The following is a 15357-nucleotide window of genomic DNA, read 5'->3' as shown; positions in this document are numbered from 1 at the left end:
ATCCAAATTTAGAGCGTCTGATGAAATTACGCCGCCTGCATGTCCACAATTTTCGCTCGATCATTGATGCCGATATCGAGGTGCACGATTACACCATGATTGTTGGCGCCAATAACGCGGGCAAAAGCAATGTACTGGCGGCGCTGCGGTCATTTTACGAGGACGTGAAATGGTCCGCCGAGGACGCGCCCAAGGTGGGCAAGAGTTCTGACGAGACTTGGGTCGAGTTGGCATTTGTGTTGACCGATGCAGAATGGGCAAGCTTGGCAGACAAGTACAAGGAAGGCGTGACCGACCAGACCCTGATCGTGCGGCGCTACTTTGTCTCCAAGGATCGCGTCAAGGCTAATCAGAGCAATATCTACGGTCTGGTCAAAGGTGAGCCCGAAGACACCTATTTTTACGGCGCCAAGAACATCAGCACCGCCAAGGTCGGACGCGTAATCTACATCCCCGCGCAAACGACTGCTGCCGACCAAATGAAAACCTCAGGCCCGTCACCACTGCGCGACATGCTTAATTTCATGCTCAAGCGTGTGGTGTCGGAAAGCGTCGCCTACAAGGCTGTGGAGGACGCGTTCGGCAAGCTCAATGATGAAGCCCGTGGCGACGATGGTTTTCTGGCAAAAATATCTAAACCGATCAACGAAGCCATTGGCCACTGGGGTGTGCGCTTTGATATGTCGGTCAATGCAGTATCGCCGGATGACATCACCAAAAATCTGGTCAAGCACACCTTTGCCGATGCCATGTTGGGCGATGCCGCATTTGCACTTGATCGCTACGGCCATGGGTTCCAGCGCTCATTTTTGTACGAACTAATCAAACTCGCCCCCTCGTTTGCGGACATCAAGACGAGTGACAAGAAGGAGTTTGATCCTGACTTCACGCTGATTCTGTTTGAGGAGCCAGAAGCCTTTTTGCATCCAGCCCAGCAGGAAAACATGGCTTTTCACCTGCGCCGCCTAGGTGCGGGAGCTGGGCAGCAGGTTGTCATCACCAGTCACTCGCCGATTTTTGTTGGCAAGGTGGCCGATGATCTTTGCCAAATTGTTCGGGCGCGGCGCGAAGGCGGAATCACAGCCTTGGGGCAGATCGGCAAGGCAGTCGCCAAGGATGTTTTTGCGGAAGGATTGGCGTTCAAGAAGTGTCTTGAAGGCTTTGTGAATGACCCCGCAATTCGGGATGAGCAAAAGAAAGATGCTCGCTACCTCCTGAAAGCGGCGCAACCCGATGCGGAAATCGCCACGCAGGAAGAACGCTTTCGTTATCAGTTATGGTTGGATTCTGAACGCGCCGCGATGTTCTTTGCCGATCGCGTGCTGCTGGTCGAGGGAGCCACGGAAAAAGCGCTGTTCGGCTGGCTACTGGCACGGGACTGGCACGAACTCACCTGCCATCGTATTGCCGTGGTCGATGTGATGGGCAAGTTCAACTTCCATCGCTACACCGCGCTGCTAGAGCAGTTCGGCATCCCCTATGGTCTGATGCTTGACGACGATCAGGACAAACAGCACCACAAGGCGGTCAACACGATGCTGCGCAATCAGACTGGGCAGCATCGCGTTGCGCCAGCAGTGTTCATCCCGACACATATGGAGTCCTTTCTTGGTAAGGCATTGCCAGGACGCAATGACCAAAAGCCAGTGCAAGTCCTCCGTGAGCTTGAATCAGGTGGTCTGGCAGCCGACAAACTCACGGCGCTGAAGGCCAAATTCTGCGAGGCACTGGCGCTGAGCAGCAATATTGAAGCTAATGATGTGCTCGTAGGCAGTCCACTTCCCGCTTTCCTGAATCAAGGGAGGGCGGGTTGATGGTTTTCAGTGCCACTTGGTTTCTTTTAAAGGAAGAGGGGCTTCTGGCCCAAGCCTGCCAGTGCAATGGCCTGACTGCGCTGCGGCGTGCCAACCTAGGCGACAAGAAAGGGCTTTTCTATTCGGCTTTCTTCGAGTTATCGATTGGTTTCGAGCGGACGCTGAAACTGGTCTTGATCCTCGATTACATGGCGCGGAACCAACTGGCTCCACCAGACAGCAAGACCGTTGAGGATTACGGCCACAAACTCCGCGCACTCTTCGATAGCGCCAAGGCGATTTGCGCCACGCGCGGTGTGACCGCGCTGGATGCGTTTCAGCCGGATTCATTGCCAATCGCCATCCTGGAATTTCTCGATGATTTCGCACATCCGGGCGGGCGCTATTCCAACATCAACAAACTGACAGGCCACAAGCACCAGGCGATGGCTGACCCCGTCGTGAAGTGGGGCGAGATTGCCAATCGGATTATGAGCGAGCACGCCACGCCGAGTCAGCGCAAACGTGCTGAGTTGAACGGACAGCTGGTATCCGAAGCTTTCGGTAACGCCGCTGCCAGCCTGATCAGTGATATGAATCAACAGCAGATGGGTGTCGCTCGCTTGTTCACTCGCGCGTCGGAACTGGATTCGGCGGCTCGGCACGCCATCTATGCGCTGGTGACATTGGTCTCTGCACTGCGCGAAGTGATCGATTCACTGTGTGACAGTGCCTGGAAAGCTAGCCCAGCTGGCCGGTCAGGTATGCCCGATGTGCCAGATATGAAGGATTTCTTCCAGTTTGCTTGGGCTAACAAGCAATACGTCATGCGTAAGCGTAGGTGGCCCTGATATGACCAAACTCCCCATCAACCTCAACGATCTGCTACGTTAGCGCACTGTCGAAGGTGAACGCATCGAATACAAAACCGGTTGGAACCCCGATGTCATCATCCGTACCCTGTGCGCTTTCGCCAACGATTTTGAAAACCTCGGCGGCGGTTATGTGGTGATCGAGCAGGATTGCGACGTGAATGGCCAGCCCGTGTTTCCGCCCGTGGGGCTGGCTGACAACCAGTTCGACAAGATTCAACAGAAATTACTGGCCGCCTGCCAGTTGATCCGGCCGCCGTATTTCCCGGTATTGAGCCTTGAGGAAGTCGAGGGTCGCAAGCTGACCGTGCTATGGGCGCCGAATGGTCAGAACCGGCCCTACAAAGCACCGGAAGCGGTTACCGCCAACAAGAAAACGTGGCGTTACTACATCCGGCGTTACAGCAGCACGGTCGAGGCCAAGGGCGAGACCGAGCAGGAGTTACTGAGCCTGGCGGCCAGGGTGCCGTTCGATGATCGATACAACCAGTCGGCACGGATCGATGATCTATCCAAGCCGTTGATGCAGGCCTTTTTGCAGGAGGTGTACAGTGCGCTGGCGGCAGATGAATGTTGCGAGCGGCCCCACCGAATCTCCGTGGCCCAAGAACGTGGGGCTGTTTTTTTTTCAATGAAGCACCGGAGCGGTTCTTCCCGGGCATGCAGATTGATGTGGTCTGGTTTCCCGAAGGCGCGAGCGGTGATCGTTTCGAAGAAAATATTTTCAAGGGCCCGCTGGCACGGATGACGCGTGAGACCTTGAGCTACATCCAGCGCAACTACCTGCGCGAGACAGTCATTAAGCACCCGGACCGCGCCGAAGCGACGCGGGTCTGGAACTTCCCCTACGCCGCCATCGAAGAAGCCTTGGTCAACGCGGTCTATCACCGCTCCTACGAAGAGCGCGAGCCCATTGAGGTGCGCATCAGCAACGAAAAACTGGTCATCTTGAGCTTTCCCGGCCCGGATCGATCCCTCCGGCTGGAAGACCTTCAGGCTGGGCGTGCGGTCAGCCGTCGCTACCGCAACCGACGGATTGGCGAGTTCCTGAAGGAGTTGGATCTGACGGAAGGTCGTTCGACGAGCATGCCGAAAATCCACAAGGTGATGGCTGCCAACGGCTCGCCCGCGCCGTTGTTTGAATCGGATGATGACCAGCTTTCGTTCGTGATCCGCTTACCCTGCCATCTGCAGGCTGGAGGAGAAATTACACCTACCGCGCAAGTCCAACAGCTTGCTGGGCGCCTTGGTCGGGGAGATGTTACGCCAGCAGTTGTTTGACGCCATGGAAATGGTCCTTCCCGACAAGCCCAACAGCAGTAATCAGCGCTATCGTCGGACTGCCCTCGGACAACGCTGGTTGGAGACCCATCCTGGCATCAGTGCGGGTTGAAATTGTCGGAGGCTACTCTCAACCCGCAGCAATCCGCGCCAGTACTCATAAGCTCGGGAGGGCAGTTGGCACGTGGTCAACTGACCGCCACCAATATCGAAACCTCAACCGTTCCCGGTTGGAGTTTTTCTTGCCCGATCGCGCTGGTTCCCGCGAACGCCTGCAGACTTCTCCAGTCACTCAAAGTGGTCGTTCCGGGCCACGTTCCATTCTCTCTTGGCCATTCCGCGCTCTCTGAAACAGGTTCGAAGTCCGCAAGGTGCGCGATTGTACTATTACATATCAATGGGTTATGCTCGAGCGAATCAAGCGGTTGGATTGCAGCATCGGGTGGCAAAGGAAACGGCCTGCGTTGTGTTTTGTTGGTAGATATTGACAACTACCGACGTAGTGCAAGATCATGGGGCATGGAAAGTTCTCATCAAACCATTCTGGATCACGCCATGCAGGCACCGTTCGAGGTCTGGCTCGCCATCTCCAACAAAGCCCGTGCGCCGAGGATGGATTACTCGCCGCCGCGCATCGCGCGCTTCTCAGCTACCGCGCTGATCGATGGGATTGAAGCGCACCAGATTGATGGCGTGACCGTGCGAGTAACCAACGTCGCCACATACCGTGGCTGACTGCTTCAAGTGTATGAAGGATTATTTTGATCTGTGGATACTGGCGCAGTGGCAGGCGTTCCTGAGAAAGAACCGACTGGAAGCGCGCGGCTTGTTGGTCATGATTGTCACCCGGTTCTCGTCGGTAGCCTGGTGCAGATCTTGAAACGGCGCCACTACAAGCCCGGCGCGTCAGCGGCGATTGGTGACGACGGTGCGTGAAGGTGCTGACCGCGTCGAATTGGTCTTGCCTGATGGGCGAATCATCGACTACGCGATCCAGATTTCACTCAAGTCACGTTCGCTGCGTCTGAAGCTCAGTGCCCGTGACGGCATGGTGGTCGTGGTGCCCCCGAACCTGGATCGCCAGAAGTTGCTTGCCTTGGTGGCGGCGAAGGCAGATTGGATCGGAAAGCGAATTGCCGGCTTCGATGCCGTGCGCCATTTGATCACCACCGAGTCTGCCGCTCGACCCCAGGCATTCGACCTGGCGGCGCTAGCCGAATCCTGGCGAGTGGAATACAAGCCAACGCGCAGCCGTACAGTGGGTGCGCGAGTCGATCAGCCAGGCCGCATCGTTGTGGCGGGCGCGGTCGACGATGTCGACGCCTGTCACGCTGCATTGCGGCGCTGGCTGGCCAGCCACGCCACCATGACTTTGTCACCGTGGCTGGCAAATCTTGCCGAACCTGCTGGCCTGCGTTATACGGACGTTGTCATCAAAAACCAGCGCACGCGCTGGGGGAGTTGTTCGACCACAGGGCGTATCAGCCTCAATTGCAAGCTGCTGTTTCTTCCTCGTGATCTGGTGCAGTACGTGATCTGGCACGAGCTTTGCCATCTGCTTGAGCTCAATCACTCGAAGCGGTTCTGGATGCATTTGCGGCATTTCGAGCCTGCAGCAGATTCGCTGCGCGGCCGGATGCGCGATGCTGGGAAGGCCGTGCCCACTTGGGCACAACGCGGGGTAGGTTTGGTGCGGTGATTTCCGGTGACGATCATGATGGTCCGCGTCCGGAGATTGCCGCCCTCCGGGCCGAAAACGCCCGTCTGATTGCGCTGCTCGAAGCCCACAATATCGAGTGGCAGCCGCCGCAGCCAACCGTACTTGTGGCGCGAGAGCCGGAATCTTCTCGATTGTCCACCGCTGAAAAGGTGGTCCTGTTCCGGCGACTGTTTCGCGGGCGCACGGATGTTTATCCAGTCCGCTGGGAAGGCAAAACTTCGGGCAAGTCGGGTTACGCCCCAGCCTGCGCCAACGAGTGGCGTGCCGGCGTCTGCGAGAAGCCGCGCATCAAGTGCGGCGATTGCAGCAATCGTCTGCTGATCCCGCTGTCGGATGCGGTGATCTACGGCCATCTGGCCGGTGAGCACACAGTTGGCGTCTATCCGCTACTGGAGGATGATACCTGCTATTTTCTGGCTGTCGATTTTGACGAGGCCGACTGGTGTGACGACGCGCGAGCCTTCATGCAGTCCTGCGAAGAACTGGGTGTTCCGGCGGCATTGGAAATCTCTCGGTCCGGGAATGGCGCGCATGCATGGGTGTTCTTCGCCAGACGCGTTGCCGCCCGCGATGCCCGTCGCTTGGGCACGGCGATCATCAGCCATACCTGCTCGCGCACCCGGCAACTGAAGCTGGAATCCTACGACCGGCTGTTCCCGAACCAGGACACGATGTCCAAGGGCGGCTTCGGCAACCTGATCGCCTTGCCGCTGCAGAAGTGGCCGCGCGAAAGCGGCTGCAGCGTGTTCGTTGATGCTGAACTGCGACCGTATCCAGATCAGTGGGGATTCCTCGCGTCCATCCAGCCAATGGCAGCATACGATATCGAGCCGACCATCCTGCGGGCCACGGGCGGCGTGCATCCGCTGGATGTTAACTTCATTGACGATGAGGACCTGGTCACCCCCTGGAAGCGGGAGAGCACGTCGGTCAAGAAGCTGGCCGAACCTTGTCCCGAATCGCTGACCGTGACACTGGCAAACCAGATCTACTTCGAAAAGGCACAGCTACCGCAGGCTCTGGCCAACCGTCTTATTCGCCTGGCTGCCTTTCAGAACCCCGAGTTTTACAAGGCGCAGGCGATGCGGATGTCCGTTTGGGACAAGCCGCGCGTCATCGGCAATGCGGAGAACTTTCCGCAGCACATCGCCTTGCCTCGCGGTTGCCTCGATGCCGCACTGGATCTACTGCGGGACAACGACATCGCCTGTGATCTGCGCGACGAGCGCTTCGGCGGTGAACCCATCGATGCCTCCTTCGTCGGCACTTTGCGTCTGGATCAGGAGGCCGCAGTTGCCGGAATGCTGCATCACGACACCGGCGTGCTGTGCGCGCCGACGGCCTTTGGCAAAACGGTCACTGCCGCCGCAATGATCGCGCGCCGGGGAGTGAACACCCTGGTGCTGGTGCACCGCACCGAACTACTCAAGCAATGGCAGGAACGCTTGCAGGCATTTCTGAGCGTGGGCAAAGGTGTGGTCGGTACCATCGGCGGTGGCAAGGCCAAACCCACCGGCAAGATTGACGTTGCAGTGATGCAGTCCGTCTCCCGGCAGGGTGAGGTCAATCCGCTGGTCGAGAATTATGGTCAGGTGATCGTGGACGAGTGCCACCACGTTGGCGCTGTGTCGTTTGATGCCATCCTGAAGCGGACCAAGGCCAAGTATGTACTGGGCCTGACGGCTACGCCCATCCGTCGCGATGGTCAGCAGCCGATCATCTTCATGCAGTGCGGGGCGATTCGGCACACGGCAACCAAGCCTGCCGGTGCGCCTCACGATCTGGAGGTAGTACCGCGATCACGCTCCAACCGGATCGATCTGTCGACCGATGCAAGCATACAGGACGTGTTTCGGCATCTCGCCAATGATCAGGCCAGAACGCAAGCCATTGCCGCCGAGGTGTGTGACGCATTCGAGCAGGGACGCAAGGTGCTGGTCCTGACCGAACGCACGGAACACCTCGATGCAATCAAGGTGGAGCTCGACAGCTTGCGACCGGCACCGTTCGTATTGCACGGTCGAATGCCCAGGAAGCAGCGAGCGGCGCTGGTGGCTGACCTGGATACGCTGCCGCCCGATGCGCCGCGCGTCCTGCTGTCGACCGGCAAGCTGGTCGGCGAGGGTTTCGATCACCCGCCGCTCGACACGCTGGTGCTGGCCATGCCAGTTTCGTGGAAGGGCACCCTGCAGCAGTACGCCGGACGCTTGCACCGGGAACACGTCAGCAAGACCGACGTCCGGATCATCGATTTCGTGGACACCGGCCACCCGGCACTGCTTCGGATGTGGGACAGGCGGCAGCGTGGCTATCGGGCGATGGGGTACAGGGTCGGTTCCGATGGTCCTGCGAAATGACGACAAATTCTCCAGAGACCGTCTGGAGTTTCGCCATTACCCACAACAGCCCGCGCCACGCGAGGTTCCGACCTTCAGTGCTCTCGGAGTTCGTTCTGTCCTTACTTAACGCGAATTGAGCCTAAAGTTAATCGGCAATTTGTAGCGACCTGGGCGGGATTTGTTTATGTGGCTTTTATTGTCGATGTTTTTGCACGGTGTATTGTTGGCTAACGTGTCAACCGGTCATTGCATACAGATCTGGTACTCAATGCACTGGAACAGGCATTATGGGCGCGGCGGGAAAGCAACGGGTTAATCCATCACAGGCGATCATAGCAGTCAATATCCGTCGATTCGCTATACAGAACACCAGGCAGAAGCCGATATTGAAGCTTCTGTTGGCAGTATTGGCGATTCTTACGATAATGCGCTGACTGAGACAATTAATGGATTATACAAAACAGTGGTTATTTGGCATCGCGGCCCATGGCGCAGTATTAGTGAAGTGGAATTTGTTACCTTGGAGTAGGTTGGCTGGTTCAACAATTGCCGGCTACTGGAACCAGTTGGAAATATTCCGTCGCCTGAATTTGAGATGACATATTATTTCCAGCTGGAGAAGTTAGCTGATGCGGTCTGACTCAAACGAAAAAGTCTCCGGGAAAACCGGGGCGATTCAGTTTTTTGGAAGATACTAAGTAGTTCCGATACTACCTCAGCTTGCCTGTAAGCTTCCTGGCAAAGGCTGCACTACAAAGTTGAATCTGTCTATCTAAATATAATCAAGTAAATTTCCGGGGTGATTGATTATGCCATCTGCACCCCATGTATCTGGTTGGCTGTGACTGCCAGAGTAACCATAACCGGCAATAATTGGCATAATGCCTGCGGCGCGGCTTGCTTCTACATCACGTAAATCATCGCCAAGATAAAGGCAGTTTTGGGGTGAGATATTGATCTTGCGGCATGCGGTCAGAAGCGGCTCCGGGTGAGGTTTGCTGTAATTAGTATCGTCACCACTTACAATGACGGCGGCACGTTGTTTCAGCCCGAGCATTTGCAAAAGAGGCAAGGTAAATCGTGATGGTTTGTTGGTTACGATTCCCCAGCAAATTGTTCTTGCTTCCAGCTCAGATAGGATTTCTGTTATGCCGGGAAAAAGTTGTGTTTCTTTGCATAAATTTTCGGCGTAAATAGCAAGGAATTCTTCGCGCATTGTTTCATATTTTCTATCAGTATGTGTAACCCCAAAACCGAGCTTGAGTAATCCTCTTGCGCCATTTGATGCTTCAACGCGTATTTGCTCCAGTGAAATAGGCTGCTTCCCATGCAACGCAAGTTGCTGGTTTAACGCATAACCAAGATCGGGAGCTGTGTCAGCAAGGGTTCCATCCAGATCGAATAAAACGGCGTGAATCATTGATCAGGCACGAAATGCCATAATGTAGTTGACGCTGGTATCATTTTCCAAGGCATAAATTTTGGTAATAGGATTGTAGGTCATGCCAATTATTTTTGCGTCGGTCAGTCCGGCGTTGCGTGCCATGCGAGCCAACTCGGCTGGTTTGATGAATCTTGCGTATTCATGTGTGCCACGTGGCAGTAGGTTGAGGATGTATTCTGCGCCGATGATTGCGTACAGGTAAGACTTGGGGTTGCGGTTTAGCGTAGAAAAGAATACCCACCCGTTGGGTTTGGCAAGCCGTGCGCAGGATTGAATTATACTGGCCGGGTTAGGAACATGCTCCAACATTTCCATGCAGGTGACGACATCGTACTGGTGTGGATTTTCGATTGCCATCGATTCCACAGTTATTTTTCGATAATCTACATGATGACCACTTTCGAGCAAATGTAGTTCTGCTACCTTTAGTGCTTTATCGCTGAGATCGATTCCCGTTACGATGGCACCTCTGGCTGCCATCGCTTCAGACAGAATGCCGCCGCCGCATCCGACATCTATGGTTATTTTTCCTTTGATGTGCGCGATTTCGTCAATATAGTCCAAACGAAGGGGATTGATTTCATGCAGCGGTTTAAATTCGCTTTGTGGATCCCACCAGCGGTGAGCCAGCTGGCTGAATTTTTCCAATTCCATTGGATCTGCGTTAATTTCATTATTTTCTTTCATATGTTTTACTTTTCCTGAAAATTCAACTGACGAGCCGGTGTTGCCAGCGCCTGGCCTGTTGCATGATATCCGCTTCGTCGAGCGTAACAAGTTCTCCTTCATTGAGCAACAGTCGCCCATTAACCCAAACATGGCTGACCTGTTCACGTCCTGCCACATAGACGAGATGAGAGATTGGATCAAAGCAGGGGGACAGTGATGATGACGAAAAATCAACCGCAGTAATGTCAGCAGCTTTGCCAGGCGAGAGGCTGCCTGTGATCTGATCCAGGCCCATTGCCCTGGCGCCATTTAATGTCGCCATGCGTAAGGCCTGACGGGCAGGAACTGCCTCGGCGTTGTCGCTATATCCTTTCGCCAGGAGAGCAGTCAAGCGCATTTCTGCAAACATATCGAGACGATTGTTGCTAGCCGCACTATCGGTTCCAATGCCAATGTTTATTCCCTTTTGCAGTAATTTTTCAACAGGCGCGATACCACTGGCGAGCTTGAGATTGGATGTTGGGCAATGTGCTATATGCCCGCCATATTCATGGAATAGTTCTATTTCGGTGTCGGTCAGATGGATCATGTGTGCTGCGATCAAGTTGGGACTGACAAGGCCAAGTTTATGCAGTCGCATTAATGGGCGAACGCCATTTTCTGCCAGGCTATTTTTAATTTCATCCTTAGTTTCATGTAGATGTATGTGAACAGGTAGCTGCAACTGCTCTGCCAGGATCATGATTTTTGTAAGCGTCTGATCATTAACGGAATAGGGTGCATGTGGCGCTAGGCAAAAGGTGAGTAAGGGTTGTTGCAGGCAATGATCCCGAATCGCCAACCCTTTGTCTATATAGTCATCGACATCACTCGCATAAGCGCTGGGCATATCGATGACGACTACCCCGATCCCTGCCCTGATACCACATTCCAGAACAACATCAGCGGCTGCCTGTGGAAAAAAATACATATCGTTAAAACAGGTGATACCACCCTTGAGCATTTCCGCACAGGCCAACATGGTTCCATCTCGCACAAAACAAGTATCGACATGCCTGGATTCTGCTGGCCAGATATAGTTTTTGAGCCAGGCCATCAGCGGCAGATCATCTGCCACTCCACGCATGAGTGTCATGGCGGCATGGGTATGCAAGTTTATCAGGCCGGGTATGATGGCATGGTTATCGAGTTTTATATGATTAGATGAGTAATATCGAGAATTAGCCTCGCTGATCGGCAAGATAGCTTCAATCAGGCCATTATTGATTGCTATGGCATGTTCTGCCAGAGTGCCTTCTACTTCTACTGGAATGATCCAGCGCGCTTCGAGCAACGTGTCAACGTTACGTTTATCCATAAAACTATCGTACCCAAAACTAAAAAGCCCCACACAAAGGCAGGGCTCTTTAGTTTAGCTATTGAAGTATCAAATGTATTATCTGGTTCCGGCCACTTCTATTTCAACACGGCGATCAGGTGCTAAACAATTGATCAGATCACGAGTTGCACGGGTACCTTTGCAGGTGTCTCCAGTAACAGGGTTTGCCTCACCCTTTCCATCAGTAAATATTTGGTCAGGGTTGATTCCGCGCGAAACCAAGTAGCTTTTGACTGCTTCGGCACGTCTGACGGAAAGCTTTTTATTGTAGGTTTCGGAACCAATGCGGTCTGTATAACCAACCGCAATGATCAGATCGTAATTGACACCCTGGAGATTACTGGCAAAACTATCCAAGGCTTGTTGACCTTCTGATTTTAGTACTGCTTTATCAAAATCAAACAAAGCGTCGGCAGAGAAAGAGACTTTTTCTGGTTCGGTTACTGGTATTGGTGCGGGCGCTTCTACAATTTTTTCAGGCAATTTAACGAGATCTGGATCACATTCATAAATTGCCATCGCTGGCGTCCAGTAACCGGTGCGCCAGCACAACCCTGTTGAATTTCTTGCAACGGCACCATTATCATCAACGGCGTATGCCTCCGTTTTTTCAGCTTGAGCAAAACCTTGTCTGTCAGTTACGCCAATATGAGAGTGCGCCAGTGCCACACTGGAAAACAGTACTGGAATGACGGTAGCGCTGATCAGATATTTCTTTGTTAACATAATATTTTTCATGCTATTGTTCCTTTATGAATAAAAACCTTTCTTCAACCATCATATCTTCACCCTGAAGCTGGGGGTTGACATGATTCGTCCCTTAATCGTATCTGTATCTGCAAAACATTTTTATAAGCATCACTGGTGCGGATTATGGTTTGATCCATTCATTTTTGTCAAACGCAAGTGTTGTGTTTTTGGCACACTGTGGCATATTTCAGGTTGGAAAAAATTGATTGTTACATTGTGCTATTTTACGCAGATAAAAGAGTATTGATGTTGTGAAGCAGAATAATCTTAATCCAGCAGTTTCCGCAAGTAATCTGAGTTATTCATTTGGCGCGAGTGTCGCTGTCAGTGATGTTTATCTGCAATTGAACCGAGGGGACATTCTGGGTTTTCTTGGGCCAAATGGCGCAGGTAAAAGTACGGTTCTACGCATGTTAACGGGTAACCTGCTTCCGGCTAATGGGGATATACAAATTTGCGGGATAGATTTACTGGCTGATCCGCTTGCTGCAAAACAGCACATTGGTTACCTGCCAGAAATTCCACCGCTATATAAAGAACTTACTGTGGATGAATATTTGCGATTTGCTGCAGAACTGCATGGTATTCCGCAAAGGTTGCTGGCAGAGGCGGTGGAAACCTCAAAAAATAACTGCGAGTTGGCGAGCGTTGGTAAAAAAATTATTGGTGTGTTATCGAAGGGCTTTCAGCAGCGTGTCGGGATTGCGCAGGCAATTATTCACCAGCCGGAAGTGATCATTCTGGATGAGCCAACTGCGGGGCTTGATCCAAATCAGATACAGAAAATACGTCAATTGTTACTGATGCTGCAACAAAATCACGCCATCATTTTCTCAACACATGTTTTGTCGGAAGTCGAGAATATCTGTAATCGCGTACATATACTGCATCAAGGTAAAACCATGCTGGATGCCAGGATCGATAGTCTCAGGCAGCAAGATCAGAAACTTGATAGTATCTTCCAGCAATTGACGCAATCAGACACAGCCGCCACGGGGTTGTCATGATGTTAGTGATGATCCGCAAGGAATTGCGATTGTTATTGGCTTCGTCCTTGGTATGGTCGTTTCTGGCATTAACACAATTAGTGTTAGCCTGGGTTTTTCTAGGACGGCTCGATACTTTTCTTGAAATTCAGCCGCAGTTGATGCAACTTGCCAATCCGCCTGGTATCACAGAGATAATTGTCGCGCCGGTTTTTTCAGTGGCATCGATTATTCTGCTGATGGTGACGCCTATCATGAGTATGCGCTTGCTGGCTGAGGAGAAACGCAATCAGACATTGGTGATGCTGTTGAGTGCTCCGGTTTCCGGATTTGCAATCGTGATGGCCAAGTTTTTTGCGCTACTGCTGTTTCTGCTCACAATACCGCTATTGATTGTTGTTCTGTCATTTTTCCTGCTGATGGGTGGCACGCTGGATTTTGGCTTGTTATTCAGTAATGTCATTGGACTGATTTTACTGGCAGGCTGTTTCGCTTCGCTCGGCCTGTATATATCCAGCCTGACCGCACATCCCGCCATTGCAGCGCTTGGCAGTTTCGGCGTGCTGCTTTGTTTCTGGATGATTGATATCGTATCGCTTGATGCTGAAAGCGTCATCCATGATTTTTCTCCATTCCGGCATTATGAGCACTTCAACTTGGGAATTATTGATTCTTTCAGCGTCATTTTCATGATATTTTTCATGGTTATTTTTCTGACATTGACAGTATCCAGGTTGGCAAACATACGCTAACGAGCGAGTTTGATATGAAACTGGACAACAACAGGCGGCGACAATGGCGTAAGGGCTGGCAGCTGGTTTTATTGCTTGTCTTTATCGGTTTGGCCGGCTATTGGGCGACTCAGCAACGCATTCATTGGGATATTAGCCAAAATGGTCGTAATAGCCTTAGTCAAGCCAGTATCGATACCCTGCAAGCACTCGGCGGACCGGTTGAGGTCACCGTTTATGCCACTAGGCAGGATCCCAGGCTTGGAGACATTCGCAGCATCATCAGCGGATTTATCAGTAATTATCAACGTTTCAAGCCGGATATCAATGTGTCTTTCGTCGATCCGACAGAGTATCCCCAGCAAGCGCAGGCCGCGGGTGTCAAGCTGAATGGCGAGCTGGTCGTGCATTATGAGGGGCGAGAGGCGCGACTCACATCGATCAACGAACAGGCATTCACCAATCTGCTGATGCGCCTGGCTCGCCCGCAGATCAAGCAATTAAGCATGCTATCCGGTCATGGCGAGCGCAAGCTCGATGGCATTGCCAATCGTGATTTGGGTGATTTTGGCAGGAAACTTTCTGCTATCGGTTTTGCGGCAAGGCCTTATAGTCTGATGGATGACGGGTTAACGCAAGAGAATAGCGATATTCTGGTTATTGCGTCACCACAGATTGAGTTGCTTGCCGGTGAGGTCGACCAGTTGACCGATTATCTGGACAAAGGCGGAAATCTGCTGTGGTTGGTAGATGGCGGCGAAGAGTTATACGGTCTGCAGCCACTTGCCGAGGCATTGGGAATCGGTTTTGCCCCAGGCGTGATTGTCGATCCGCAGGCAAAACAGCTTAATGCCCCGCTTACATTTGCTCTTGGGGTTGGCTATCAGCCACATGCGGTGACCCGGCAGTTTGATTTTATTACCGTGTTTCCCTTTGCGCGTCCATTGATCTTGGAAGATAACTCTCAATGGCAACGTAGCGTGCTGGTCGAGGTTGCCTCAGAAGGATGGGCCGAGACCGGCATAATTACGGATGAGCCTACGTTCAATGCAGAAAAGGATGCCAAGGGGCCATTCAGTGTTGCTGTCGCCTTGAACCGCGTTGTGGATGACCGAGAGCAACGGGTAGTCGTGGTGGGCAGCGGCTATTTTTTGGCGAATACTTACCTGGGGAATGGTGGTAACCTTGATCTGGGTGTCAATATAGTTAACTGGCTGGCGGGTGATGAACGTCTGATTACTATTCAACCACGAGCCACCATTGATCATCGCCTGGTATTAAGTCAGTCTGAATTAAATTTCATTACAATCGTAGTGTTGGTCGGAGTGCCGCTGCTATTTCTGGTAAGTGGAATGCTGATCAACTGGCGACGCAAACGCCGGTAATACGGTATT

14 protein-coding genes and 1 pseudogene are annotated in these 15357 nt (G+C 52.7%); 11 read left to right on the top strand and 4 right to left on the bottom strand.

Translation table 11 applies throughout. The annotated features are described in order from the left end of the window. The first annotated feature begins 20 nt into the window (after positions 1-20). The 8 genes and pseudogenes from NSMM_RS09375 to NSMM_RS16485 all read left to right on the top strand — a co-directional run. Positions 21-1814 carry an ATP-dependent nuclease gene (locus NSMM_RS09375; protein ID WP_090286862.1) on the top strand — a complete coding sequence of 598 codons (1794 nt, stop codon included), beginning with the start codon at positions 21-23 and terminating at the stop codon, positions 1812-1814. Continuing rightward, a complete protein-coding gene (locus NSMM_RS09370) occupies positions 1814-2644 on the top strand; it encodes a hypothetical protein (protein WP_090286860.1) in 831 nt (276 codons plus the stop codon). The genes NSMM_RS09375 and NSMM_RS09370 overlap by 1 nt, the downstream gene beginning before the upstream one ends. A 64-nt stretch (positions 2645-2708) precedes the next feature. Further along, complete coding sequence (locus tag NSMM_RS16100; protein ID WP_218121069.1) at positions 2709-3413, top strand: AlbA family DNA-binding domain-containing protein; 705 nt, start codon at positions 2709-2711, stop codon at positions 3411-3413. Continuing rightward, positions 3326-3946, top strand: a complete 621-nt coding sequence (locus NSMM_RS16095; protein WP_218121066.1) for an ATP-binding protein — start codon at positions 3326-3328, stop codon at positions 3944-3946. Before NSMM_RS16100 ends, NSMM_RS16095 begins: the two co-directional genes overlap by 88 nt. A 177-nt stretch (positions 3947-4123) precedes the next feature. Then, the gene (locus tag NSMM_RS16090) at positions 4124-4681 is read left to right on the top strand and encodes a hypothetical protein (protein WP_218121065.1); all 558 of its coding nucleotides are present in this window, start codon (positions 4124-4126) and stop codon (positions 4679-4681) included. 184 nt (positions 4682-4865) lie between these two features. After that, the gene (locus NSMM_RS09355; RefSeq protein ID WP_218121064.1) at positions 4866-5645 is read left to right on the top strand and encodes a M48 family metallopeptidase; all 780 of its coding nucleotides are present in this window, start codon (positions 4866-4868) and stop codon (positions 5643-5645) included. Further along, positions 5642-8023: a TOTE conflict system archaeo-eukaryotic primase domain-containing protein gene (locus tag NSMM_RS09350; RefSeq protein ID WP_218121063.1), complete on the top strand. Its 2382-nt coding sequence runs from the start codon at positions 5642-5644 to the stop codon at positions 8021-8023. The genes NSMM_RS09355 and NSMM_RS09350 overlap by 4 nt, the downstream gene beginning before the upstream one ends. 138 nt (positions 8024-8161) lie before the next feature. Further along, positions 8162-8645: pseudogene (locus NSMM_RS16485) on the top strand (DDE-type integrase/transposase/recombinase); the annotation flags it as partial. Positions 8646-8777: 132 nt separating this feature from the next. Here the strand turns inward: NSMM_RS16485 and gph are convergent. From gph to NSMM_RS09330, 4 genes are all read right to left on the bottom strand, one after another. Further along, positions 8778-9425 (bottom strand): phosphoglycolate phosphatase, encoded by a 648-nt coding sequence (gph, locus tag NSMM_RS09345; RefSeq protein ID WP_090286855.1) that lies wholly within the window; start codon positions 9423-9425, stop codon positions 8778-8780. 3 nt (positions 9426-9428) lie between these two features. Next, complete coding sequence (gene ubiG / locus NSMM_RS09340) at positions 9429-10136, bottom strand: bifunctional 2-polyprenyl-6-hydroxyphenol methylase/3-demethylubiquinol 3-O-methyltransferase UbiG (RefSeq protein ID WP_090286854.1); 708 nt, start codon at positions 10134-10136, stop codon at positions 9429-9431. A gap of 22 nt (positions 10137-10158) precedes the next feature. Beyond that, complete coding sequence (locus tag NSMM_RS09335) at positions 10159-11475, bottom strand: TRZ/ATZ family hydrolase (protein ID WP_090286852.1); 1317 nt, start codon at positions 11473-11475, stop codon at positions 10159-10161. A gap of 78 nt (positions 11476-11553) precedes the next feature. After that, a complete protein-coding gene (locus NSMM_RS09330) occupies positions 11554-12234 on the bottom strand; it encodes an OmpA family protein (protein ID WP_090286850.1) in 681 nt (226 codons plus the stop codon). Positions 12235-12497: 263 nt separating this feature from the next. Here NSMM_RS09330 and NSMM_RS09320 point away from each other — a divergent pair, with 263 nt between their 5' ends. Genes NSMM_RS09320 through NSMM_RS09310 form a run of 3 tightly spaced genes read left to right on the top strand, consistent with a single transcriptional unit; the run spans position 12498 to position 15348 of the window. Then, complete coding sequence (locus NSMM_RS09320) at positions 12498-13253, top strand: ABC transporter ATP-binding protein (protein ID WP_176753922.1); 756 nt, start codon at positions 12498-12500, stop codon at positions 13251-13253. Beyond that, complete coding sequence (locus NSMM_RS09315) at positions 13250-13984, top strand: ABC transporter permease (protein ID WP_090286844.1); 735 nt, start codon at positions 13250-13252, stop codon at positions 13982-13984. The genes NSMM_RS09320 and NSMM_RS09315 overlap by 4 nt, the downstream gene beginning before the upstream one ends. A 14-nt stretch (positions 13985-13998) precedes the next feature. Beyond that, a complete protein-coding gene (locus NSMM_RS09310; protein WP_090286842.1) occupies positions 13999-15348 on the top strand; it encodes a GldG family protein in 1350 nt (449 codons plus the stop codon). Positions 15349-15357: the final 9 nt, after the last annotated feature.

This window comes from Nitrosomonas mobilis (assembly GCF_900103035.1).
Classification (GTDB): domain Bacteria; phylum Pseudomonadota; class Gammaproteobacteria; order Burkholderiales; family Nitrosomonadaceae; genus Nitrosomonas; species Nitrosomonas mobilis.
This window is presented reverse-complemented; position numbering and strand designations above follow the sequence as displayed.